Raw genomic sequence first — 22,010 nt, 5'->3', positions numbered from 1 at the left:
CGAGTGAGTCACCAGTCCGCGAGCGTCTTCGTCAAGTGTTCCTGCGGGCACCTGCACTGGGGCCGCTACGGCGCCGCCGGGCTCCTGCTCGTCGATCCCGCCCGCGGCGTCCTGCTGCAGCGGCGGGCCTGGTGGGTGCACCACGGCCGCACCTGGGCGCTGCCCGGCGGGGCGATCGAGGCGGGCGAAACCGCGCTCACCGCGGCCGCCCGCGAAGCCTTCGAAGAGGCCTCCGTGCCCGCCGAAGCCTTCCGGACCGTCTCCGCCTCCGTGGTCGACCACGGGGACTGGAGCTACACCACCGTGCTCGCCCTCGCCGAAGGCGCCGAGGCGCGGGTCGCCAACACCGAGAGCGCGGAGGTGCGCTGGGTGGACCCCGAAGACGTCCCCGGTTATCCCCTGCACCGCGACTTCGCGGCCGCCTGGCCGGACCTGGCCGCCCGCGTCGGGCGCGAACTCGTCCTCGTCGTCGACGGCGCCAACGTCGTCGGCTCGCGCCCGGACGGCTGGTGGCGCGACCGGCACGGCGCCGCCGAGCGCCTGCGCGACCAGCTCGCGAAGCTGGCCGAGGCCGGCGTCCCGGACCCGGACGACGCCACCGTGACGTGGTGGCCGCGGATCGTCCTGGTCGTCGAAGGCAAGGCCAAGCACGTCACGGGCGTGCCCGGCGTGGAGGTCGTCGCCGCGGACACCGACGGCGACTCGAAGATCGTCGAGGTCGTCGCGAAGCAGCCCGGCGCCCGGATCCTGGTCGCGACGGCGGACCGCGAGCTGCGCGGCCGGGTCGAAGCCCTCGGCGCGTCGACCCTCGGGCCCGGCACGCTGCGCGGTCAGCTCGACGGGCTCTGACCCTTCGAGATGCCGTCGCGCATCTCGGCGACCAGCGACGCCATGACGGCCTTGAGGCTGCCCTTGTGCGCCTGGGCGACCGCCCGCTGCCGCCGGTAGCTCGGCCCGTACTCCAGGATCGTCTCGACGTCGCGCAGCTCGGCGACGCAGTCGAGGCGCCGCGCCACCGGCTCCAGCCGGTCCAGCAGGTCGGCGATGTCGTCGGTCACGAGCCGTTCGCGCCCGGCCGCGTCGAGGATGACGATCGCATCGGTGCCGTAGCGGGCCGCGCGCCACTTGTTCTCCTGGACGTGCCACGGCGGCAGCGACGGCAGGATCTCGCCGTCGTCGAGGCGCTCGCTGAAGTCGTCGACCAGGCACTGGGTCAGCGCCGCGATCGCGCCGACCTCCTCCAGCGTCGGCAGCCCGTCGCAGACGCGCATCTCGATCGTGCCCAGGTGCGGGGCGGGCCGGATGTCCCAGCGGATCTCCGAAAAGTGGTCGATCACGCCGGTCGTGAACATGTCTTCGACGTAGTTCTCCAGCTCCGCCCACTTCCGGAACTGGAACGGCAGCCCGGCCGTCGGCAGCTGCTGGAACATCAGCGCGCGGTTCGACGCGTACCCGGTGTCCTCGGCGCCCCAGTACGGCGAGGAGGCCGACAGCGCTTGCAGGTGCGGCGCGTAGTTGAGCAGCCCGTCCAGGATCGGCAGGACCTTCTCGCGGTGGTCGACCCCGACGTGCACGTGGACGCCGTAGATCAGCATCTGGCGGCCCCACCACTGGGTCCGGTCGATCAGCTTGGCGTAGCGCTCCTTGTCGGTGACCTTCTGCTGGTACCAGTTCGAAAACGGGTGCGTCCCGGCCGAGAACATCTCGACGCCGAGCGGGTCGGCGACGCCGTGCACGACGTCGAGCGACTCGCTGAGGTCGGCCTTCACCTCGGCGATCGTCTCGCAGACGCCGGTGATGATCTCGATGGTGTTGAGCAGCAGCTCCTGCTTGATCTTCGGGTGCTCGGCGGCGCCGTCCGGGCGGACGGCGTCGAGGATCCGCTCCGCCACCGAGGACAGCTCGCCGCTGCGGCGGTCGACCAGGCCGAGCTCCCATTCCGCGCCGACGGTCGATCGCCGCGAAGGGGTGAAATCGATGCGCATCGCCGTCCGCGTCAGACCTGGGCGCCGTTGCTGGGATCGGCGCCGGGCGGCGGTCCCTGCCGGACGCGGAGCAGCAGGAGCGCGAGCGCCGTCGCGAGCGCGAGGATGCCGAGCGGGGTCGCCACCGTCGGGCCGACACCGATCGCGCCGGGCAGGATCAGCAGGAACAGCCCGGCCAGGAACAGCAGCAGGATGAGGAACGCGCCCATCTTCGGCCGCGGCAGCGGTGGCGGCTCCGGCGGGACGTAGTGCTCGTCGTCGCCCGCGGGGTCGTCGGAGAACATCGTGGTGTCCCACGTCGTGCCCCCGGACCGCCAGCCCGCCTCGGGCGGGGCCGGGTCCGCGGCCGGCGGCTCGGCGGGCCGCTCCGGCGCCTTCCGCTGCTCGGTCGCCGTGCCGGTCTGCGGGGTCTCCGCGGCGCCTGCCGTGTCGGCAGTGTCGTTTTCGGGGAGCCCGAACCCGTCGGCACGCAGGTCGGCGACGATCTCGGCGAACGTCGCGTCGACGTCCTCCGGCCCGTCCTTCCCCCGGCTCATGCGGTCTCCTCAGGCTGTGCGGCGTGCGCCTTCGCGAACTCGACGCTACGCGTGAAGATCACTTCGGCGTCGTTGTCCTGCGTCGCCACGTGGTAGCTGTTCTCCAGCACGACCTCGGTGACGTCGGTGCTCGAGACGCCGTCGAGCACCAGCTGCGAGTTCACCGGCTCGACGACGTGGTCGACCGACGAGTGCAGCAGCAGCACCGGCTGCGTGACCTTGCCCAGGTCCGCGCGCACGACGGCCCACAGCTTCGCCAGGCTCGCGGCGGCGCGCACCGGGGTGCGCGGGTAGGCCAGCTCCGTCTCGCCCGGCTTCTTGATGTCGTTCGCGATCGCCGGCACCGACGGCACGATCTTGCCCAGCACCGGCAGCAGCTTCGTGTCCCACTTCAGCCGCGTCACCGACGGGTTGACCAGGACGATCCCGGCGATCCGGTCACCGAACTCCTCGGCGAGGCGCAGGGTGAGCGTGCCGCCCATCGAAAGACCGCCGACGAAGACCGTCTTGCACGTCGAGAGCAGCTCGAGGAGCGCTTCGCGGACCGTGCCGTACCAGTCTTCCCACGTCGTGCGGTTGAGGTCCGGCCAGCGGGTGCCGTGGCCGGGCAGGAGCGGGCAGCGCACGGTGAACCCGGCGCCGGCCAGGTGATCACCCCAGGCCCGCATGCTCGCCGGGGTACCGGTGAACCCGTGGCAGAGCAGGAACCCGGTGTCGGCCGAACCGGTGTGGCCGAACGGTTCCGCGCCGGCGAGCACGCCCATGCGATCGCCTTCCGTGTGAGCGGTGGATCCGTCCATGCTCTCACGGGTCGCGGGCGTTGTGGGGCTCCGCCCGGGCCCGGAATTCGCTGTGAGATCGATCGCTGCCCGCCGGTAACCGGGTGGTCTCCGTTGTGCGGCGGCCACCCGGGTTCGTAGGCTGTCCCGCGCGGGTGAATGGGGCTGAGCTGCGATGGAGGACTGAGGCACCGGTGCTGTACTGGCTCATGAAGTGGGTATTCATCGGACCGCTGCTCAAGACGCTGTGGCCGACCAAAGTCGTCGGCGCGGAGAACATCCCCGAGACCGGCGGCGCGATCCTCGCCGGCAACCACCTGGCGGTCGCGGACTCGTTCTTCATGCCGCTGCGGGTCAAGCGCAAGGTGACCTTCCCGGCCAAGTCCGAGTACTTCACCGAGCCCGGCTTCAAGGGCCTGCTCAAGAAGTGGTTCTTCACCGGCGTCGGCCAGTTCCCGATCGACCGCTCCGGCGGCAACGCCGCCCAGGCCGCGCTCGACACGGCGACCCGCCTGGTCAAGGCCGGCCACCTGCTCGGCATCTACCCGGAGGGCACCCGCTCCCCGGACGGCCGCCTCTACAAGGGCAAGACCGGCGTCGCCCGCATCGCGCTGGAGTCCGGCGGCGTGGTCGTCCCGGTGGCGATGATCGGCACCGACAAGGTCAACCCCATCGGCTCCAAGATGTGGTGGCCCCGCCGCCTCGAGGTCCGCTTCGGCAAGCCCCTGGACTTTTCGCGCTACGAGGGCCTCGCGGGCGACCGCTTCATCGAGCGGTCGATCACCGACGAGATCATGTACGCGCTGATGGAGCTGTCCGGCCAGGAGTACGTCGACATCTACGCGGCGAAGGCCAAGGAACTGCTGGCCGCCGAGGCCGCCGGGGTCAAGCCGAAGGTGCCGGCGCAGCCCGCTCCCCGCGACGCGGCCCGGGTGCCGGACTCCAAGGTCGGCTGACCCACTACTGTTCACCAGTGCGTTTTTTCTACGACACCGAGTTCATCGAAGACGGCGTGACGATCGACCTGGTCTCCATCGGTGTCGTCGACGAGCGGGGCCGCGAGTTCTACGCGGTCTCGACGGAGTTCGACCCGGCGAAGGCGGGCCCGTGGGTCCGGGACAACGTCCTGGACAAGCTCCCGTCCCCGGCCGACCGCGCGTGGCGAAGCCGCGAGAAGATCCGCACCGACCTGCTGGAGTTCTTCGGCAAACCCCCGGGCGGCATCGAGCTGTGGGCCTGGTTCGCGGCGTACGACCACGTGGCGCTGGCCCAGCTGTGGGGCCCGATGCCGGCGTTGCCCCGCCAGCTGCCGAGGTTCACGAGGGACCTGCGCCAGCGCTGGGAGGACGCGGGAAAGCCCAAGCTCCCGGCGGCGCCGACGGACCAGCACGACGCGTTGGCGGACGCGAAGCACAACCTGGCCCGGTGGGAGATCATCGAGGAGTACTTCCCGCGCCGCTGACCCCGGTCCGGCCTGCCTGATCCGCCCCTGCTCGCCTTGGCCTGCCTCGGTCTGGGTCCCTCGCCTTGGCCTGTTTGCCTGCCTGCTTCGGCCCGGCCCGGCCCAGCCTGGCTTCGGCTCGGCTCCTCTGCCCGCCCCGCCCGGCTTCGGCTCGCCTTGCCCGCCCCCGCCCCCGCCCCCGCCCCCGCCCGCGCCCGGCCTTGGCTCGCCCTGCCCGGTCCGGCTCACCCGGGGGTGCACCCGCCTCGGGCTTCGGATTGGTCGGCCTGGTCCGGCCCAGCCGAGCCGGGTCTGGTCCCTTACCGCCTGGCAGGGGCACGGGCTCGCTTTGCTCTGGCCCCGCATTCGCTCTGCTCGGCCGGTCCGTTACGGCTCGCTCGCCCTGCTTCGGTTCGGCTCGTTGGTCCGACCCGCCCGCCCCGCCAGCGCAGCCCGCCCGGTTGGTCCGGCCCGTTCGGCCGCCCGCCGGTCGGCCCGCCCAGCCCGCCCGGTCGGGCCCGTTCGGCCGCCCGCCAGCCCGGCCCGCCAGCCCGGCCCGCCAGCCCGGCCCGCCAGCCCGGCCCGCCAGCCCGGCCCGCCAGCCCGGCCCGCCCCCCGGCCCGCTCGGGTCCCGGCTGCCGTAACCGCGCTCGCTTTCGGCCGCGCTCGGTCGAGTCCCGCTCCGGTTCGCCCCCAGGCTCGCCCGGCCCGCCCCAGGCTCGCCTGATCCGGCTCAACTCGCTCGATCCGGCCCGCTCACTTCGGCCGCGCGGTCGCCTCACGAACGCCGCGAATGACTCATCGGAGACCACGCACGTCCCCAATGAGTCATTCGCGACCCCACCGGCACTCCCGGACATCCCCGAGTGGCGCGAACGGACCGTTCGCGCCACCAGCCTCCACGGGGCCCGGAATTGTCGGTGCTCCCCGGTAACGTCAAAACCGGGGGACCCCCAGGCCGGGGACCTCTCAGCGGCGCGCGCGCACGGCCTCGGCCAGCTCGTCCAGCAGCGGGGCCGTGTCGTCCCACGCCAGGCACGCGTCCGTGATCGACTGGCCGTACGTCAGCTGCTCCGCGTGCCCCAGCGAAAGGTCCTGCCGGCCGCCCGCCAGGAAGCTCTCCATCATCAGTCCGGAGATCCCGCGCTCGCCGGATGAAATCCGCGCCGCCAGCTCGCTCACCACCGCGCCCTGGCGGACGTGGTCCTTGCCGCTGTTGCCGTGCGAAGCGTCGATGATCACGCGCTCCGGCAGGCCCGACTTCGCCAGCCGGGCCAGCGTCTCCGTCACCGTCGCCGCGTCGTAGTTCGGGCCCGTGTTGTGGCCGCGGAGGATCACGTGGCAGTCCGGGTTGCCCGACGTCGTCAGCAGGGCCGCGAGGCCGTCGGTGTTGATGCCCGGGAACACGTGGCTCGCCGCCGCCGCGCGGGTCGCGTCGATCGCCACCTGGACGTCGCCCTCGGTCGAGTTCTTGATGCCCACCGGCATCGACAGCGCGCTGCACAGCTGGCGGTGCACCTGGCTGGCCGCCGTGCGCGCGCCGATCGAGCCCCACGTCACGATGTCGGCGATGAACTGCGGCGTGATCGGGTCGAGGAACTCGCAGCCGACCGGCAGGCCGAGCGCGGACACGTCGAGCAGCAGCTTGCGCGCCAGCCGCAGGCCTTTGTTGACGGCGAACGTGCCGTCCAGGTCCGGGTCGTTGATCAGGCCCTTCCAGCCCAGCGTCGTGCGCGGCTTCTCGAAGTACACGCGCATCACGATGTGCAGCTCGCCGCGCAGTTCCTCGGCCTTCGCGGCCAGCCGGCGGGCGTAGTCGAGGGCCGCCGCGGGGTCGTGGACCGAGCACGGGCCGACGATGACGAGCAGCCGGTCGTCGCGGCCCTCGAGGATGTCGACCGTCTCGGCGCGCCCTTGGCGCACGACCTTGGCCACGGCGGCGTCGACCGGATGGTCTTCGCGCAGCAAGGCGGGCGAAATGAGCGGACTGATCGACGTGGTGCGCGCGGCGTCGAGGTCACCGATGGTGGCGGGGCCGGCCGAGAGCGTCATGGCGGGGGTGTTCCTTCCTGGTGGACACCGACCCGCGGGGGACTCGCCGAGCCGGTTGGAGATCCGGCTCGGGGTGGTGGTCAGCGCAGGTTCACGCCGCCGTGCCCACCCGGGGCCGGCTTCGTAAACCAGAAATAGCGCTGCACGGCGCCAAGGTAGCACAGGCGGGAGTCGGACCGATTCGGCAGGTGGTACGGCCTGCACCGATCAAGACGCGAGCCGCTACGCTGGCGGACGACGAACTGTGACTGTCATCTCCAGAGAACAGACGGAGGCTTCTCATGCGTGTCGGTGTGCTGACCGGCGGCGGCGACTGCCCGGGGCTCAACGCGGTCATCCGCGGTGTGGTGCGTAAGGGCATCGAGGTGCACGGCTGGGACTTCGTGGGCTTCCGCAACGGCTGGAACGGCCCGCTCACCGGGGACAGCCGTCCGCTCGGCCTCAACGACGTCGAGGACATCCTGACCCGCGGCGGCACCATCCTGCGGTCCTCGCGCACCAACCCGTACAAGGTCGAGGGCGGCGTCGACAAGATCAAGAAGGTCCTGGCCGACCAGGGCGTCGACGCGCTGATCGCGATCGGCGGCGAAGACACCCTCGGTGTCGCGAAGCGGCTGACCGACGACGGCGTCGGCGTCGTGGGCGTGCCCAAGACCATCGACAACGACCTGGGCGCCACCGACTACACCTTCGGCTTCGACACCGCGGTCTCCATCGCGACCGAAGCGATCGACCGGCTGCACACCACCGCCGAGTCGCACCACCGCGCCCTCGTCGTCGAGGTCATGGGCCGCCACGCCGGCTGGATCGCGCTGCACTCCGGCCTCGCCGGCGGCGCGAGCGTCATCCTGGTGCCGGAGCGGCACTTCAACGTCGACCAGGTCGTCTCCTACGTCGAGAGCCGCTTCGAGAAGGAGTACGCGCCGATCATCGTCGTCGCCGAGGGCGCGCTGCCCGAGGGCGGCGAGGAGCGGCTGCTGACCGGCGAGAAGGACGCCTTCGGGCACGTCCGCCTCGGCGGCATCGGCACCTGGCTGGCCGACGAGATCGCCCACCGCACCGGCAAGGAGTCCCGCGCGGTGGTCCTGGGCCACGTCCAGCGCGGCGGCACCCCGACGGCGTACGACCGCGTCCTCGCGACCCGCTTCGGCCTCCACGCGGTGGACGCGGTGGCCGACGGCGACTTCGGCGTGATGGTGGCGCTGAAGGGCACGGACATCGTCCGCGTGAAGCTGTCCGAGGCGACGGCCGAGCTGAAGACCGTCCCGGCCGAGCGCTACCAGGAAGCCGAAGTCTTCTTCGGCTGAGTTTCCCGCGAAGGGCCGCTCCGGGAGTCCGGGGCGGCCCTTCGCGCGTTCAGGGGCGCTGCCGCACGGCGTCGGCGATGCCCTGGCTCACGACGGTGCCGGTCGTCCCGTCGCCGAGATAGGCGAAGGTCACCGGGTCGAACAGGAACTCGTCCTGGTTGCCGATCCCGTGCTCGGTCGTGCTGTTCCAGGTGATCCCGAGGACCGGGCGGCCCGCGGCATCCCTCGCGTCGGGGCGGCCGACCAGCCCGGGCACCTTCGCCACCGCCTCGTAGAGCGCGGCCCGCGCCGCCGGCCGCAGGTGGCCGCCGGCCAGGCCGGCGACCTCGTTGCCGAGGTCGTGCAGGGTGTCGCCCTCGCCGTACGTGCTCTTGTGCAGGTAGGCGAGCACGGCGTCGGCGTCCGTCGGCAGGTCCGGGTGGGTGGCCGGCCGCGGCTCGCACCGGCTGGTCACCGTGCGCCCGCGGCCTTCCTTCTGCACGCGCTTCCCGTCGTGGCAGCCCGCGATTTCCGCTTCGTGGCCGAAGAGGATCTGGAGCCCGTCGTGGGTGCCGTCCGCCGACGCCCAGAACTCGTTCTCCCGGCCGTCCGCGAGCCGCGTCCTGGTGTAGAGGAACTGGTCCGGCCGCGGCTCGACATCCGGCTGGGCGCGCGCCGCCGCCGGCGTGAGCGCGAAGACGGCGGTGGCGGCCGCGGTGAGCCCGGCCGCGGTGACCGGGGCCCACACCCAGCGCCGAGCCGGTCGGCGCGCGGTCGTGGCGGCGAGCAGCTCGGTTCGCTGCCGGTCCAGGTCGTCGTGCGCCGGGAGCTGCGCCGGTCCGGCGAAGTCGCGCAGCAGCTGCATCCCATCCACGGGTCGAAACCTCCTCGGCGGGCGCGAGTTCCGCGCGGACCTTCTTGCGGGCCCGGTTCAGGCGCGACCGGACGGTGCCGACGGGGATGCCCAGCGCCGCCGCGACCTCGTCGTAGGCCAGGCCTTCCCAGGCGATCAGCTGCGGCTCACCCGCGCGGCCACCCGGTCCGCATGCCCCTCCTGGGCAGCGGGAGACCCCGAGCGCGGCGCGCAGCCGGTACTCGCGCGCCTCCTCACGACGGCGCTGGCCGACCAGGTTGGTGGCGATGCCGTAGAGCCACGGCCGCGCGTCCGGGAAAGCCGGGGCGTAGCGGCCGCGGCCGGTGAAGGCGATCAGGAACGTCTCGCCCATGACGTCGTCGGCGAGCTGGCCGCCGAGCCGCCGGGCCAGGTACCGGTGGATGTGCGCGGCGTGGCGGTCGAAGACCGCGGCGAACCGCTCGGGGTGCCGCAGCGACGCCGCGATGACCCCCGCGTCGGCCGCGCCTGGTGAACTCGTGAACCGCCCGCCTGTCGTCCGTCACCTGCTCCCGTTATCGGCGGCTCGGGCGGTTCGGGTTCACGCTAGATCCGGGCCAGCCGGTCCAGCACGCCCACCGCGGCGGCGATGTCGTCGGTGAGGGGGCGGTCGTCGGTGCTGGGGTCCAGGACCTCCGACGCCAGCTCGAACGCGTCGCGCACCGGCAGGTCGACCAGGTCCGCGTCGCGCATCCGCAGGGCACGGACCGCGGCCACCAGCTCGCAGCCGAGTACCTGCTGGTAGGCCGCGCACGCCGCCGTCGCCGCGCGGGCCGCCTGCGTCGAGAAGCTCGCGTGGTCCTCGATGCCGCGGGACACCACGGCCGTGCCGAGCGTGGCCGGGAGCGCCGCCTGCCGCAGCTCGGTCAGCGCGTCGTGGGCCACGTACTCGAGGATCATCACGCCGGAGCTGGCCGCCGGGCCCGCCGCGAGGAACGGCCGCAGGCCGGTGAACTCCGGCTCGACCAGGTCGCCCAGCCGCGCCACCGACAGCTCCGCCACCTGGTGCACGGTCGCGCGGGCCTGGTCCAGCGCCGTGGAGACGTACGCCGTGTGGAAGTGCGCGTGGTGGTAGGCGTCGCCGTGCACCGTCGAGATCATCGGGTTCTCGGTGCTCGCGTTGATCTCGACGGCGAGGACGTCCCGCAGGTAGTGGATCGCGTCCAGCGCCGGGCCCTGCACCTGCGGGAACGCCCGCAGCCCGAAGGGGTCCTGGATGCGGCGTCCCGGCTTCGGCGTCTGGTGCATGCCGAGCAGCCGCCGCATCTCCGCGGCGCACGCGACCTGCCCCGCGTGCGGCCGCGCTTCGTGCACCGGGGTGGCGTACGCCTCGGGGTTGCCGTCGAGCGCGACGTACGTCAGCGCCGCGACCGCGTGGCTCGCGCGGGTCAGCGTGTCCAGCCGCATCGCGGCCAACGTCGCTTCGGCGAGTGTCGCGGCGTTGCTGCTCATGAACGCCAGTGCGTCGCCGGCGTGCACCGGGACCGGCGGCACGTGCCCGGTGACCCAGGGCCGTTGGCCGGTGAGTGCCAGCGCCGTCTCCGCCAGGGGTGCGAGGTCGCCGGTGCCGATCGCGCCGAGGCGGTGCACCAGCGGCAGCGCGCCGGTGCGGACGGCTTCGGCGAGCGCGCCGATCAGTTCGGGGCTGATCCCGGACCGCCCGGAGAGCAGCTGGTTCAGCCGGATCAGCATCATCCCGCGGACGTGCCCGGGCGGCAGCACGTCGCCGCTGCCGCCCGCGTGGCTGCGCAGCAGGCGAAGGCCGTGCTCCGTCGAGCTCTCGACGGCGTCGTCCTTGTTGGCCCCGACACCGGTGGTCCGGCCGTAGACCACGCGGCGCGTGCTGAGGTCTTCTGCGAGCTTCCACGCGTGCTCGGCCGCGCGCTGCGCGGCGATCGAGACGTCGATGCCCAGCGGGCCCTCGGTGCGCGCCGCCGTGACGACGTCCGCGCACCGGAGGGTCCGGCCGTCCACCCGGATCAAGGGCAGCCTCCTTCCGACTGCCCTCACTATGCGGCTAGGCGCCGTCCGTCGGCCAGGGTGGCCTCGGCCAGTCCCAGTGCGGGACCGGTTCGTGCGGGTTGGGCCGGGCGCCGGGGGCGGAGAAGACGACGGCCAGCCTGCTGCCCCACTCGACGTAGCCGGCGAAGGCCGCGCGGAACTCGGGGTCGTCCGGGAGCTGGGCTTCGTCGGCGGCATCGAGCAGCAGCGACACCCACCGGCGGCGCTGCGGTTCGGTGATGGCGCGGCCGAGGTGGCGGCCGATCATGTGGGCGTGCCCGCCGTGGCTTCCGGTGTAGGCGGGCGGCCCGCCGAAGACTTCGCCGAGCCAGTCGGCGACGTGCTCGGCGTGGTGCGGGTCCATGGTGCGGAAGACCGGTTCGAGCAGCGGGTCTTCGAGGACGTGGCCGTAGAAGATCGTCAGCAGGCGCACGAGGGCTTCGCGGCCGCCCGCCCAGTCGTAGAGGGAAGGGGTGGTGGTTTCGTAGCGTTCGGGCTCGCCTTCGGGCGTGAAGCCTTCGATGCCGCCGAACGGCGACGGGGCGCGCACCAGGTACCGGCCGGGCGCGCGCTCGACGTGGTGCCCGGCCGCGGCCTTCTCGAAGTCGGCCCGCGCGGCTTCTGGCACGGTGTAGCGGAGGTATTCGACGATCACCCGGCCAGGCAACCAGCGGCGGGGTGGCGGGGGCAAGCACGTAATTTCCGGTGCGTAGGGAGAGCGTCATGAAGCGGTACCACTGCGCGACGGAGCTGGCGGTCGACCTGATCGGCGGCAAGTGGAAGCCGGTGATCCTGGCGCACCTGAAGGAAGGCGCCCACCGCTACGGCGAACTGCGGCGCCGGGTGCCCGGGGTGAGCGAGAAGATGCTTACCCAGCAGCTGCGCGAGCTGGCGGCGGACGGGCTGGTGCGCCGCGTGGAGTTCGACGACCGGGTCCCGCGCGTCGAGTACCACCTGACGGCGGTGGGAGAGGAACTGCGGCCCGCGCTGACGGCGTTGTACGAGTGGGGTGAGCGCCGCGCGGCCGAGCGCGGCATCACGTTCGAGCCGCCCGCCGGTTAGCGCGGGTCGGTCGAGTCCAGGCGCCGCTCCAGCGCGTCGAGGCGCTCGCCCCAGAACCGCCGGTAGGGCGCCAGCCACGCGTCGACTTCCGCCAGGGGCTCGGGCCGCAGCGCGTAGCACCGGCGCTGGGCCGCCACGCGCACCGTCACCAGGCCGGCTTCCCGCAGCACCCGCAGGTGCTTCGACACCGCGGGCTGGCTGAGCGCCAGTTCGTCGACCAGCTCGCCGACCGAGCGCTCCCCGTCGCGCAGGAGGTCCAGGATCGTGCGGCGGCGGGGCTCGGCCAGCACCTCGAAGGTCTGCATCACCCCCGGAATGTGCTCCGGCGGGCATATTCCTGTCAAGGCATGCACGGACCGACCACCGGGCTGCTTGGTCTGAACCATTGACCTAGTGGTCTAGTCCATTTACGGTGGTGTGGTCCCCACCACTCCGGCACCGTCGCCGTGAGTAATTCTCCGGAGGGAGAACGCATGTCCCGTTTCCGCAGGAAGAGCTTCTCGGCGCTGCTGACCGTGGCGGCCGCCGCGGGCCTGGTCGCGGGGGCCGCGACCGCCCCGGCCGCCACCGCCGCCACCGAGACCGCGCAAGCCTCCGTCGGCAAGGTGGTCGGCTACTTCACCGAATGGGGTGTCTACGACCGCAACTACCACGTCAAGAACATCGAGACGTCGGGTTCGGCGAGCAAGCTGACGCACATCAACTACGCGTTCGGCAACGTGACGAACGGCGGCTGCGCGATCGGCGACGCCTACGCCGACTACCAGAAGACCTACGACGCCGCGGGCAGCGTGGACGGCGTCGCCGACACCTGGGACCAGCCCCTCGCCGGCAGCTTCAACCAGCTCAAGAAGCTCAAGGCCAAGCACCCCGGGCTGAAGGTGCTCTGGTCGTTCGGCGGCTGGACCTGGTCCGGCGGCTTCGGGCAGGCGGCGCAGAACCCGACGGCGTTCGCGAACTCCTGCTACAACCTCGTCAACGACCCGCGCTGGGCGGGGGTCTTCGACGGCATCGACATCGACTGGGAGTACCCCAACTCCTGCGGCCTGAGCTGCGACACCAGCGGCGCGGCGGCGTACAAGAACCTGATGGGCGCGCTGCGGGCCAAGTTCGGCTCGAAGCTCGTCACCTCGGCGATCACCGCCGACGGCACCAGCGGCGGCAAGATCGACGCGGCCGACTACGGCGGCGCCGCGCAGTACGTCGACTGGTACAACGTGATGACCTACGACTACTTCGGCGCCTGGGCCGCGCAGGGCCCGACGGCCCCGCACTCGCCGCTGACCGGCTACAGCGGCATCCCGACGCAGGGCTTCTACTCCGACGCGGCGATCCAGAAGCTGAAGAGCAAGGGCGTCCCGTCGGGCAAGCTGCTGCTGGGCATCGGCTTCTACGGCCGCGGCTGGACCGGTGTCACGCAGAGCGCACCGGGCGGCACCGCGACCGGCCCGGCGCCCGGCAAGTACGAGCAGGGCATCGAGGACTACAAGGTGCTCAAGACGTCCTGCCCGTCGACCGGCACGGTCGCCGGCACCGCGTACGCCAAGTGCGGCAGCAACTGGTGGAGCTACGACACCCCGTCGACCATCGCCGGCAAGGTCTCCTACGCCAAGACGCAGGGCCTCGGCGGCGCGATGTTCTGGGAACTGTCGGGCGACACGGCCAACGGCGAGCTGATCACGGCCGTCGCCAAGTAGGGCTCCTGGTGCGGCCGGTCGCGCGCGGTGCGCCGGCCGCACCGGGTTCCGACCCCGGGGACACCGGCGCGGAAACCGTCGGTGTCCCCGTTTATCGTTCCTCCCCGTGAAGTTCAGCGGATTCGGCGAGTACGCCGTCGACTTCTTCGACGGCCTCGTCGAGGACAACTCGAAGCCCTACTGGGACGACCACGTCGAGACGTACAAGTCCGACATCCGCGCGCCGATGGAGGCGCTGCTGGCGGAGCTCGCGCCCGAGTTCTCGGACGGCTTCGGCGAGCCCAAGGTGTTCCGCCCGTACCGCGATGTCCGCTTCGCCAAGGACAAGACGCCGTACAAGACCCACTGCGGCGGCGTGATCGAGCAGGGCCGCGGCGGCGGCGCCTACTACGTCGAGGTCGGCCCCGAGGGCCTGCGCGTCGGCGGTGGCTGCTTCCACCTGGCCACCGACCAGATCGCCCGGTTCCGGAAGGCCGTCGACACCGAGCTGCACGGCGAAGCGCTCGGGAAGATCCTCAAGAAGCTCGAACGCACCGGCTGGGAGGTCCGCGGCGACCGGCTCAAGTCCAAGCCCCGCGGCTTCGACGCCGAGCACCCCCGCCTCGACCTGCTGCGCTACCGCTCGGTCTACGCGGTGCGCGGCTGGGAGCCCGACGACGTCCTGCACGAACGAGGGGCGCTCGATCGGGTGAAAAAGGCGTGGCGCCAAGTGCGCGAGTTCAACGAGTGGGCCCGTGACCGGGTCGGCCCCAGCGAGCAACCCCGCCGTTGACCAGCTGGACGGGGCGGGTTTCTGAACAGTTTCTCTGAACTTTTCGGGATCGGTACAGACGAACGCCCGAAGAGGGACTACGCTGTGCGAACGTGAGCCGACGCGCGAAGATCGTTTGTACCATGGGCCCCGCCACCGCTACGCCGGAGAAGATGCGGGCCCTCGTCGACGCTGGCATGGACGTGGCCAGGATGAACTTCAGCCACGGCAGCCACGGCGACCACAAGGAGGTCTACGACCTCATCCGCACCGCCGCCGCCGAGAGCGGCCGGGCGGTCGGTGTCCTCGCCGACCTGCAGGGCCCGAAGATCCGGCTCGGCACGTTCGCGGGCGGGCCGGTCGAGTGGCACAACGGCGACATCGTCCGGATCACCGTCGAAGACGTCGCCGGCACCCACGACCGGGTCTCGACCACCTACAAGGGCCTCGCCCGGGACGCCAAGCCCGGTGACCGCCTGCTCGTCGACGACGGCAAGGTCGGCCTGGTGGTCAAGGGCGTCGAGGGCCAGGACGTGGTCTGCGAGGTGACCGAAGGCGGTCCCGTCAGCAACAACAAGGGCGTCTCGCTGCCCGGCATGGACGTCTCCGTGCCGGCGCTGTCCGAGAAGGACATCGAAGACCTCGAGTTCGCCCTCGAGCTGGGCGTGGACTTCGTCGCCCTGTCCTTCGTCCGCTCGCCGGCCGACATCGACCTGGTCCACCAGGTGATGGACCGCGTCGGCAAGGGGCGCCTGCCGGTCGTCGCCAAGATCGAGAAGCCCGAAGCCGTCTACAACCTCGAAGCCATCGTGCTGGCCTTCGACGCGGTGATGGTCGCGCGCGGCGACCTCGGCGTCGAGCTGCCGCTGGAGCAGGTCCCGCTGGTGCAGAAGCGCGCCATCCAGATCTGCCGCGAGAACGCGAAGCCGGTCATCGTCGCGACGCAGATGCTCGAGTCGATGATCAACAACTCCCGGCCGACCCGCGCCGAGGCCTCCGACGTCGCGAACGCGGTGCTCGACGGCACCGACGCGGTGATGCTGTCCGGCGAGACCAGCGTCGGCCGGTACCCGATCGAGACCGTGCAGACCATGGCCCGGATCGTCGAGGCGGTCGAGACCGACTCGCCGATCGTGCCGCCGCTGACCCACGTCCCGCGCACCAAGCGCGGCGTGATCTCCTACGCCGCCCGCGACATCGGCGAGCGGCTCAACGCGAAGGCGCTGGTCGCCTTCACGCAGTCCGGCGACACCGTGCGCCGCCTGGCCCGGCTGCACACCCGGCTGCCGCTGCTGGCCTTCACGCCGGAGGACTGCGTCCGCAGCCAGCTGTCGATGACGTGGGGCACCAACACCCACATCGTGCCGCGGGTGGACTCGACCGACCAGATGATCCAGCAGGTCGACCACGCCATGCTCGAGATGGGCAAGTACCAGAAGGGCGACCTGGTCGTCATCGTGGCCGGTTCGCCCCCGGGCACCGTGGGCTCGACGAACCTCATCCACGTGCACCGCCTCGGTGAAGACGACCACGCATAAGGGACGTCCTGCCCCCGCAGCACATAGGCTCCAGCCATGACTGAAATGGCCAGGACGGCCGCCACCGAACTCGAACAGCCCGGTGGCGGCCAGCCCGTGCTCGATCGCCTGGTCGCCCTGCTCGACCTGGAAAAGATCGAAGAGAACATCTTCCGCGGCGTCTCGCCGGCCCACTCGCCGGTGCGCGTGTTCGGCGGGCAGGTGGCCGGCCAGGCGCTCGTGGCGGCCGGGCGCACGGTCCCCGAGGAACGCCGGGTGCACTCGCTGCACGCGTACTTCATCCGCGGTGGCGACCCGAGCGTGCCGATCGTCTACGAGGTCGACCGGATCCGGGACGGCCGCTCGTTCACCACCCGCCGGGTCGTCGCGGTCCAGCACGGCAAGGCGATCTTCTCGCTCTCGGCGTCGTTCCAGAAGGACGAGCCGGGCATCGAGCACGCCGAGACGATGCCCGAGGGCATCCCCGCGCCGGAGACCCTGCCGACGCTCATGGAACGCGCCGAGGGCTACGCGATCGGCGCGCACAGCCGGCCGCGACCGATCGACGTCCGCTACGTCAACGAGCCGCCGTGGGTCACCCGCGAGACCGGCGAGCGGCCCGCGCGCAACCAGGTGTGGATGCGCGCCGACGGGAAGCTGCCCGAGGACCAGCTGCTGCACGTCTGCGTGCTGACCTACGCCTCGGACATGACGCTGCTCGACTCGGTGCTCGCGCGCCACGGCGTCTACTGGGACACCGACAAGGTGCTCGGCGCGAGCCTCGACCACGCACTGTGGTTCCACCGGCCGTTCCGCGCCGACGAGTGGTTCCTCTACGACAGCGCTTCGCCGACGGCGTCCGGTGCCCGCGGCCTGGCCACGGGCCGGTTCTTCGCCGAGGACGGCACGCTCCTCGCGACGGTCGTCCAAGAAGGACTTCTGCGCGTCCTCTGAACGCGGCCCGGAAATCACCCCTACGGGCGACAAATTGGCGGAATTTCCCCCGCCGCAAAAGGCAGCCGACCGGAGGGAGAGGGCCGGGGCCGATCGGGGGACGGCCCCGGACCTCTTCTCCCGATGATCACGCGGCGAGCCGCGGATCCATCGTCTACGCTGCTCAACAGGGCCGGGCGGGAACTGGGGCGGGAGCCGCCGGGCCCCGCTCGCGTCCTGGGCAGTGCAGGCCGTGAGCATACAAGAGCATTCTGCAAATTGCAGATTTCCGCCCGAACGGCCGGGCGGGAATAGTGCCGGTGTTATTGCACGACCGCCGTGGTTGGATACTGGCAGCGACCGAACGGCTACGACGCCGTCGACATCCGGAGGTGCGCGATGGCAAGGGGACAGAGCCCCACGGTTCGCCGCCGGAGGCTCGCGGGCGAGCTTCGCCGGCTGCGGGAAGCCGCCGACCTGACCATCGACGAGGTCGGCGAAAAGCTCGAATGCTCCGCCTCCAAGATCAGTCGCATCGAGACCGGCCACGTCGGCGTCACCCCGCGTGACGCGCGGGACATGCTGGCCCTCTACGGCATCACCGGTGACGAGCAGGAAGCGCTCGTCCAGCTGGCCAGGGAGGCCCGCAAGCGCGGCTGGTGGCACGCCTACAACGAGGTCTTCACCGGCACCTTCGTCGGGCTCGAAGCCGATGCGAGTTCGTTGCGCGCGTTCCAGGCCCTGCTGGTGCCCGGGCTGCTGCAGACCGAGCGCTACGCCCGCGCCGTGATCCGCGCGCTGCGGCCGGACGCCGAGGACGCCGAGATCCGCCGCCGCGTCGCCGCCCGGATGGCGCGCCAGGAACTGCTTTCGGAAACCCCGCCGCCGGAGTACTGGGCGGTGATGGACGAGGCCGTGCTGCGCCGGGTGGTCGACGGCCCCGAGGTGATGGCCGAGCAGCTCTACCGCATGGTCGCGCTCGCCGAGAAACCGAACGTGACCGTCCAGGTCGTGCCGTTCGGCGCCGGCGCGCACCCCGGTATGGAGGGCCCCTTCCTCATCATGGGCTTCCCCGAACAGGCCGACCCGGACGTCGTCTACGTCGACGACAGCACGTCCAGCGGCCTCTACCTGGAGGAACCCACAGACGTCCGGCGCTACGGGCTGATGTTCGACCATCTGCGCGCGGCCGCACTGAAGCCGGACGACTCGGTGGATCTGATCGCCGAGGCCGCCGGACGGTTCGCCGAACAGGCTGCCGTTCCGGCTCCGGTGCACCATCTGGAACCGAGGACACAGTAAGGAGTGGGGACCATGGAAGCAGATCTGTCCGGGGCGCGGTGGCGCAAGAGCAGCCACAGCGGGGGCGGCAACGACTGCGTCGAGGTCGCATTCGTCGACGGCGGCGCCGCGGTGCGCGACTCGAAGGACCCCGAAGGTGGTGCTTTCCGCCTGCCCGCGTCGGGCTGGCGGGGGCTGCTGGCCGCGGTGCGGACCGGCGGCCACACGCACGACTGAGGCAGTCCACGAAGACCCCTTACCCCCGCCGAGCTGGGCTCGACCGGGAGTAAGGGGTCTTTTGCCGACCAGAGCTGCGTGATCACCCGATGCCTGGGCCGCCCCCTCAGGACGAACCTGAGTCCTACCAACCGGTGAACTCGGGAACCAAGGGGAACACGATGTACAGCGATCTCATGCTCGACGCGGTCCGGGCCGAAGCGGCCTACCGGGCCGAGGAACTGCGGAAGGCCGGGCGCAGCGCCTGGGCGATCCGCGCCCGCCGCGCCGCCCGCCACTTCCGGGCCGGGCGCACCGACGTCGACGTACCGGCGCAGGAGCGCCGCGAAGCCACGCGGGAGACCGCGGGCGTCGGCGAGACCGCCCGGTAAGGGGGCGGCGAGATGGTGTCGATGGCGATAAGCGGTCGGAAACTGTCGGTGACATCCGGGGCTTCGCCCCAGGTTGGGGGCTTCGCCACCCAAACCCCCGCGAGATTGTCGGTGGGGTGAGACAGAATGCTCCTCGTGCCCCGACTCGGCTCCGGAATCCCGCTCGTCGCCCGTACCCACGAGATGCGGCGGCTCCGCGCCGCCTTCGCCAGGGCTGAACGTGGCGAAGCCGGCGCGGTGCTGCTCTCGGGGGACGCCGGGGTCGGCAAGACCCGGCTGCTGACCGCGCTCGGCGAGCACGTCGACGGCTGCGGTGCGCTGGTGCTCACCGGCCGCTGCATCGACGTCCGCGAAGGCGGTCTTCCTTATCTTCCGTTCGCCGAGGCGCTCGCCCCCCTCGGCGTGGCGACGGACGCGGTGGTCGCGGCCGCGGTGCGGGCCCGGCCCGCGCTCGGGCGGCTGCTGCCGCAGGGGCAGGGTTTCGAGGAGCCGCGGGCGGCCGAGCACCCGCCGATGACTTCCAACGACCGGGAGACCATGGTGCGTCCCCGGCCGGAACAGGACCTCGGTCAGCTGCAGTTGTTCGACGCGGTACTGGGGGTGCTGACCGAGGTCGCCCAGGCGCGCCCGGTGGTGATCCTGCTGGAGGATCTCCACTGGGCCGACGCCTCGACCCGCAACCTGCTGTCCTTCCTGCTGAGCCGGCTGCGCGCGCAGCGGCTGCTGGTCGTGGGCAGCTACCGCGAAGAAGACGTCCACCGGCGCCACCCGCTGCGCGGCCTCCTCTCCGAACTGGTCCGCCTCGCCACCGTCGAGCGCGTCGACCTGCACCCCTTCGGCACCGCCGACGCCCGCAAGTTCGTCGAGGCGCTGGCCGACGAGCCGCTGGCGGCCGGCGTCGTGGCCGACATCGTCAGCCGCTCCGAGGGCAACCCGTTCTTCGCCGAGGAACTGCTCGCCACCAAGACCGAGTGCAACGACCTGCCCGCCGGGCTGGCCGAGGTGCTGCTGTCCCGGCTCGAGCGGCTCTCGCCGGACACCCGCCGGGTGGTCCGCGTGATCTCGGTGGCCAACGAGCCGGTGATGCACGGCGCGCTCGCCGAGGTCTCCGCGCTGGGTGAGCTGGAGCTCGACGAGGCGCTGCGCGAAGCCGTCCAGCACCACGTGCTCGTGGTGCTCTCGGATGGCTCCTACACGTTCCGGCACGCGTTGCTGCAGGAAGCGGTGTACGGCGATCTGCTGCCGGGGGAGCGGTCGCGCACGCACGCCGCCTACGCCGCGCGGATCCAGGCCCGGCCGCAGGGCCGCGGCCACGACGCGAAGCTGGCCTACCACTCGCTGCAGAGCAGCGACCTGGTCACCGCGCTGCCGGCGTTGCTGCGCGCGATGGACGAGGCCGAGAAGCTGGGCGCGCCCGGCTCGGCGCTGCAGCACGTCGAACAGGCACTGTCCATCTGGGACGCCGTCGCGGCCGCGGACCGGCCCGAGGGCTACGACGAGCTGCGGCTGCTGCACGAGGCCTCGTACTTCGCGGGCACCTCCGGCGAGCCCGACCGGGCGGCGGCTTTCGCGCGTTCGGCAACCCGGGCCCTGACCCCGGACACGCCGGTGGACCGCGCGGCGAAGACGTGGCGGCGGCTGGCCGAGTCCCTGCTGGCCCTGGAGGGCACGCTCGACGAGGCGACGGCGGCCATCGACCGGGCGTGGGACCTGGTCAAGGACGGCGGGCCGAGCGGCACGAGGGCGTGGGTGCTGGCCAGCCGGGCCGGGTTCCTGCGGATCCTCGACAAGCCCGAGGAGGCGCTGGACAGCGCGCTGTCCGCGGTCGCCGACGCACAGGCGGCCGGCGCGGCGGGCGCCGAGGCGTCGGCGCTGGTCACCCTGGGCACGCTGGCCGACTCCGCGGGCGACGCCGCCGAGGCGCGCGAGCGGTTGCGGCAGGCCGAACGCAAGGCGCGGGACGCCGGGGCGCTCAACACCGAGATCCGCGCGACCTACTTCCTGGCGCTGAGCCACGACGACCAGGGCGAGTTCGCCGAAGCGCTGGCGCACGCCGCCCGCGGTGTCGCCCGCGCCGAAGAAGCCGGGCTGAGCTGGAGCGTCTACGGGCTGGAGCTGCGGGCGCGGCAGCTGATGCTGCGCTACCTGATGGGCGACTGGCCGGACGAGAGCGCCGGGCGGGCCGGGCGCGGGGTGTCCAGCGCGGTCGCCGCGCGGATCCTGGCCATCTGGTCGCTGTTCCTCGTCGGCCGCGGCCGGTTCGACGAAGCGGCGAAGCTCGTCGCCGGGTTGCGGCAGCACTGGACGGCGGACATGCAGATCCCGCTGGCGGTGGGCGGTTCCGGCGTCGAGCTGGCGTACTGGCGGGGCGAGCACGCCGAGGCGGTGCGCCGGACCGAAGACCTCATCGGCTGGCTGGAGCGGATCGAACCCGGGCTGCTGGCCGGCATCCGGGTGGCCGCGCTCGGCGTCTCGGCCGCGGCCGCGCTGGCCGCCGACGCCCGGGTCCGCGGGGACTCGGCGGCGGTGGACGCGGCGGTGGCGGCGGGCGAGCGGATGCTGGCGCACGGGCGGATGTGCTCGGTCGTCGGGCAGCCGCGCTCGGGCGAGCTCGGGCCGGAGGGCCGGGCCTGGCTGGCCCGCCTGGAAGCGGCGGCGTCCTGCCTGACCGGCCGGGGCGACGCGGCGAAGTGGACGGTCGCGGCCGAGGCGTTCGGCTACGGCGCCGTCTACGAGCAGGCGGTCTGCCGCTGGCACGAAGCCGAGGCCTTGCTGGCCGGTGACGCCGACGCCGGTGCCGCGCTCGAAGCGGCCCACGCGGTGGCGAACCGGCTGGGCGCGATCCCGTTGCGCGACGCCGTCCGGGACCTGGCACACCGCGCCCGCGTCGAGCTGGCCGGCGTCGAACCCGCGGCCCCGGCGCGGTCGGTCACCGACCCGCTGACCGACCGCGAGCGCGACGTCCTGGAGCGCGTGGCGCTGGGCCGGACCAACCGGCAGGTGGGGGAGGAGCTCTACATCAGCGAGAAGACGGTGAGCGTGCACCTGTCCCGGGTGATGGCGAAGCTGGGCGCGAGCCGGCGCGCGGAGGCCGTGGCGATCGCCTACGACCGGGGCTTGCTGACCGCCCCGGCCGCCGAACACGCGTAGGGCCGCTCGTGAGTGTTCAGGGCGGTTAGAACCGCCCTG

At 72.2% G+C, this 22,010-nt stretch carries 21 protein-coding genes and 1 pseudogene; 13 read left to right on the top strand and 9 right to left on the bottom strand.

Going from position 1 to position 22,010, the window contains the following annotated elements:
* Positions 1-3 precede the first annotated feature (3 nt).
* The gene (locus MUY14_RS24190; protein WP_247012109.1) at positions 4-849 is read left to right on the top strand and encodes an NUDIX domain-containing protein; all 846 of its coding nucleotides are present in this window, start codon (positions 4-6) and stop codon (positions 847-849) included.
* Here the strand turns inward: MUY14_RS24190 and MUY14_RS24185 are convergent.
* From MUY14_RS24185 to MUY14_RS24175, 3 genes are read right to left on the bottom strand one after another with little or no spacing between them, the layout of a single operon-like run.
* Entirely contained in the window at positions 831-1,985 is a 1,155-nt protein-coding gene (locus MUY14_RS24185; protein WP_247012107.1) for a glutamate--cysteine ligase, read from the bottom strand. The genes MUY14_RS24190 and MUY14_RS24185 overlap by 19 nt on opposite strands.
* Before the next feature lie 11 nt (positions 1,986-1,996).
* Positions 1,997-2,521: a hypothetical protein gene (locus MUY14_RS24180; protein ID WP_247012105.1), complete on the bottom strand. Its 525-nt coding sequence runs from the start codon at positions 2,519-2,521 to the stop codon at positions 1,997-1,999.
* Entirely contained in the window at positions 2,518-3,285 is a 768-nt protein-coding gene (locus MUY14_RS24175) for a carboxylesterase (RefSeq protein WP_247012103.1), read from the bottom strand. Before MUY14_RS24175 ends, MUY14_RS24180 begins: the two co-directional genes overlap by 4 nt.
* A 209-nt stretch (positions 3,286-3,494) precedes the next feature.
* Between MUY14_RS24175 and MUY14_RS24170 the strand changes: the two genes are divergently transcribed.
* Both MUY14_RS24170 and MUY14_RS24165 read left to right on the top strand, forming a co-directional pair.
* A complete protein-coding gene (locus MUY14_RS24170; RefSeq protein WP_247012101.1) occupies positions 3,495-4,256 on the top strand; it encodes a 1-acyl-sn-glycerol-3-phosphate acyltransferase in 762 nt (253 codons plus the stop codon).
* A gap of 17 nt (positions 4,257-4,273) precedes the next feature.
* Positions 4,274-4,762: a polyadenylate-specific 3'-exoribonuclease AS gene (locus tag MUY14_RS24165; protein WP_086856855.1), complete on the top strand. Its 489-nt coding sequence runs from the start codon at positions 4,274-4,276 to the stop codon at positions 4,760-4,762.
* Positions 4,763-5,710: 948 nt separating this feature from the next.
* Here the strand turns inward: MUY14_RS24165 and MUY14_RS24160 are convergent.
* On the bottom strand, positions 5,711-6,793 hold the full coding sequence (locus MUY14_RS24160) for a 3-deoxy-7-phosphoheptulonate synthase (RefSeq protein ID WP_247012099.1): 1,083 nt from the start codon (positions 6,791-6,793) through the stop codon (positions 5,711-5,713).
* A 281-nt stretch (positions 6,794-7,074) separates the two neighbouring features.
* On the opposite strand from MUY14_RS24160, the gene MUY14_RS24155 reads away from it, so the two are divergent.
* On the top strand, positions 7,075-8,100 hold the full coding sequence (locus tag MUY14_RS24155; protein WP_247012097.1) for a 6-phosphofructokinase: 1,026 nt from the start codon (positions 7,075-7,077) through the stop codon (positions 8,098-8,100).
* A 49-nt stretch (positions 8,101-8,149) separates the two neighbouring features.
* Here the strand turns inward: MUY14_RS24155 and MUY14_RS24150 are convergent, their stop codons facing one another.
* From MUY14_RS24150 to MUY14_RS24135, 4 genes and pseudogenes are all read right to left on the bottom strand, one after another.
* Positions 8,150-8,944, bottom strand: a complete 795-nt coding sequence (locus MUY14_RS24150; RefSeq protein ID WP_247025220.1) for a CU044_5270 family protein — start codon at positions 8,942-8,944, stop codon at positions 8,150-8,152.
* Positions 8,945-8,999: 55 nt separating this feature from the next.
* Positions 9,000-9,407, bottom strand: a pseudogene (locus tag MUY14_RS24145) (RNA polymerase sigma factor); the annotation flags it as partial.
* A 110-nt stretch (positions 9,408-9,517) separates the two neighbouring features.
* On the bottom strand, positions 9,518-10,954 hold the full coding sequence (locus MUY14_RS24140; RefSeq protein WP_247012095.1) for an aromatic amino acid ammonia-lyase: 1,437 nt from the start codon (positions 10,952-10,954) through the stop codon (positions 9,518-9,520).
* 34 nt (positions 10,955-10,988) lie between these two features.
* Positions 10,989-11,627, bottom strand: coding sequence for a group II truncated hemoglobin (locus tag MUY14_RS24135; protein ID WP_247012093.1), 639 nt, complete (start codon positions 11,625-11,627; stop codon positions 10,989-10,991).
* 68 nt (positions 11,628-11,695) lie between these two features.
* Here MUY14_RS24135 and MUY14_RS24130 point away from each other — a divergent pair, with 68 nt between their 5' ends.
* Entirely contained in the window at positions 11,696-12,034 is a 339-nt protein-coding gene (locus MUY14_RS24130) for a helix-turn-helix domain-containing protein (RefSeq protein ID WP_247012090.1), read from the top strand.
* Here the strand turns inward: MUY14_RS24130 and MUY14_RS24125 are convergent.
* Positions 12,031-12,342 carry a helix-turn-helix transcriptional regulator gene (locus tag MUY14_RS24125; protein ID WP_247012088.1) on the bottom strand — a complete coding sequence of 104 codons (312 nt, stop codon included), beginning with the start codon at positions 12,340-12,342 and terminating at the stop codon, positions 12,031-12,033. The genes MUY14_RS24130 and MUY14_RS24125 overlap by 4 nt on opposite strands.
* A 165-nt stretch (positions 12,343-12,507) precedes the next feature.
* Between MUY14_RS24125 and MUY14_RS24120 the strand changes: the two genes are divergently transcribed.
* The 8 genes from MUY14_RS24120 to MUY14_RS24085 all read left to right on the top strand — a co-directional run bounded on the left by MUY14_RS24120 (position 12,508) and on the right by MUY14_RS24085 (position 21,971).
* Positions 12,508-13,731: a glycoside hydrolase family 18 protein gene (locus tag MUY14_RS24120; protein ID WP_247012086.1), complete on the top strand. Its 1,224-nt coding sequence runs from the start codon at positions 12,508-12,510 to the stop codon at positions 13,729-13,731.
* 106 nt (positions 13,732-13,837) lie between these two features.
* Positions 13,838-14,503 carry a DUF2461 domain-containing protein gene (locus MUY14_RS24115; protein WP_247012083.1) on the top strand — a complete coding sequence of 222 codons (666 nt, stop codon included), beginning with the start codon at positions 13,838-13,840 and terminating at the stop codon, positions 14,501-14,503.
* 92 nt (positions 14,504-14,595) lie between these two features.
* A complete protein-coding gene (gene pyk, locus MUY14_RS24110; protein ID WP_247012081.1) occupies positions 14,596-16,020 on the top strand; it encodes a pyruvate kinase in 1,425 nt (474 codons plus the stop codon).
* A 36-nt stretch (positions 16,021-16,056) separates the two neighbouring features.
* The gene (gene tesB, locus MUY14_RS24105) at positions 16,057-16,953 is read left to right on the top strand and encodes an acyl-CoA thioesterase II (RefSeq protein WP_247012079.1); all 897 of its coding nucleotides are present in this window, start codon (positions 16,057-16,059) and stop codon (positions 16,951-16,953) included.
* Between the two features lie 378 nt (positions 16,954-17,331).
* A complete protein-coding gene (locus tag MUY14_RS24100) occupies positions 17,332-18,234 on the top strand; it encodes a helix-turn-helix transcriptional regulator (protein ID WP_247012077.1) in 903 nt (300 codons plus the stop codon).
* A 12-nt stretch (positions 18,235-18,246) separates the two neighbouring features.
* On the top strand, positions 18,247-18,450 hold the full coding sequence (locus MUY14_RS24095) for a DUF397 domain-containing protein (protein ID WP_247012075.1): 204 nt from the start codon (positions 18,247-18,249) through the stop codon (positions 18,448-18,450).
* 161 nt (positions 18,451-18,611) lie between these two features.
* Positions 18,612-18,821, top strand: a complete 210-nt coding sequence (locus tag MUY14_RS24090; RefSeq protein WP_247012073.1) for a hypothetical protein — start codon at positions 18,612-18,614, stop codon at positions 18,819-18,821.
* Between the two features lie 126 nt (positions 18,822-18,947).
* Entirely contained in the window at positions 18,948-21,971 is a 3,024-nt protein-coding gene (locus tag MUY14_RS24085) for a helix-turn-helix transcriptional regulator (protein WP_247012071.1), read from the top strand.
* Positions 21,972-22,010: the final 39 nt, after the last annotated feature.

Source organism: Amycolatopsis sp. FBCC-B4732, from assembly GCF_023008405.1.
Classification (GTDB): Bacteria; Actinomycetota; Actinomycetes; order Mycobacteriales; family Pseudonocardiaceae; genus Amycolatopsis; species Amycolatopsis pretoriensis_A.
Note: the sequence above shows the minus strand (reverse complement) of the source record. Positions and strands in the feature narration are given on the sequence as shown.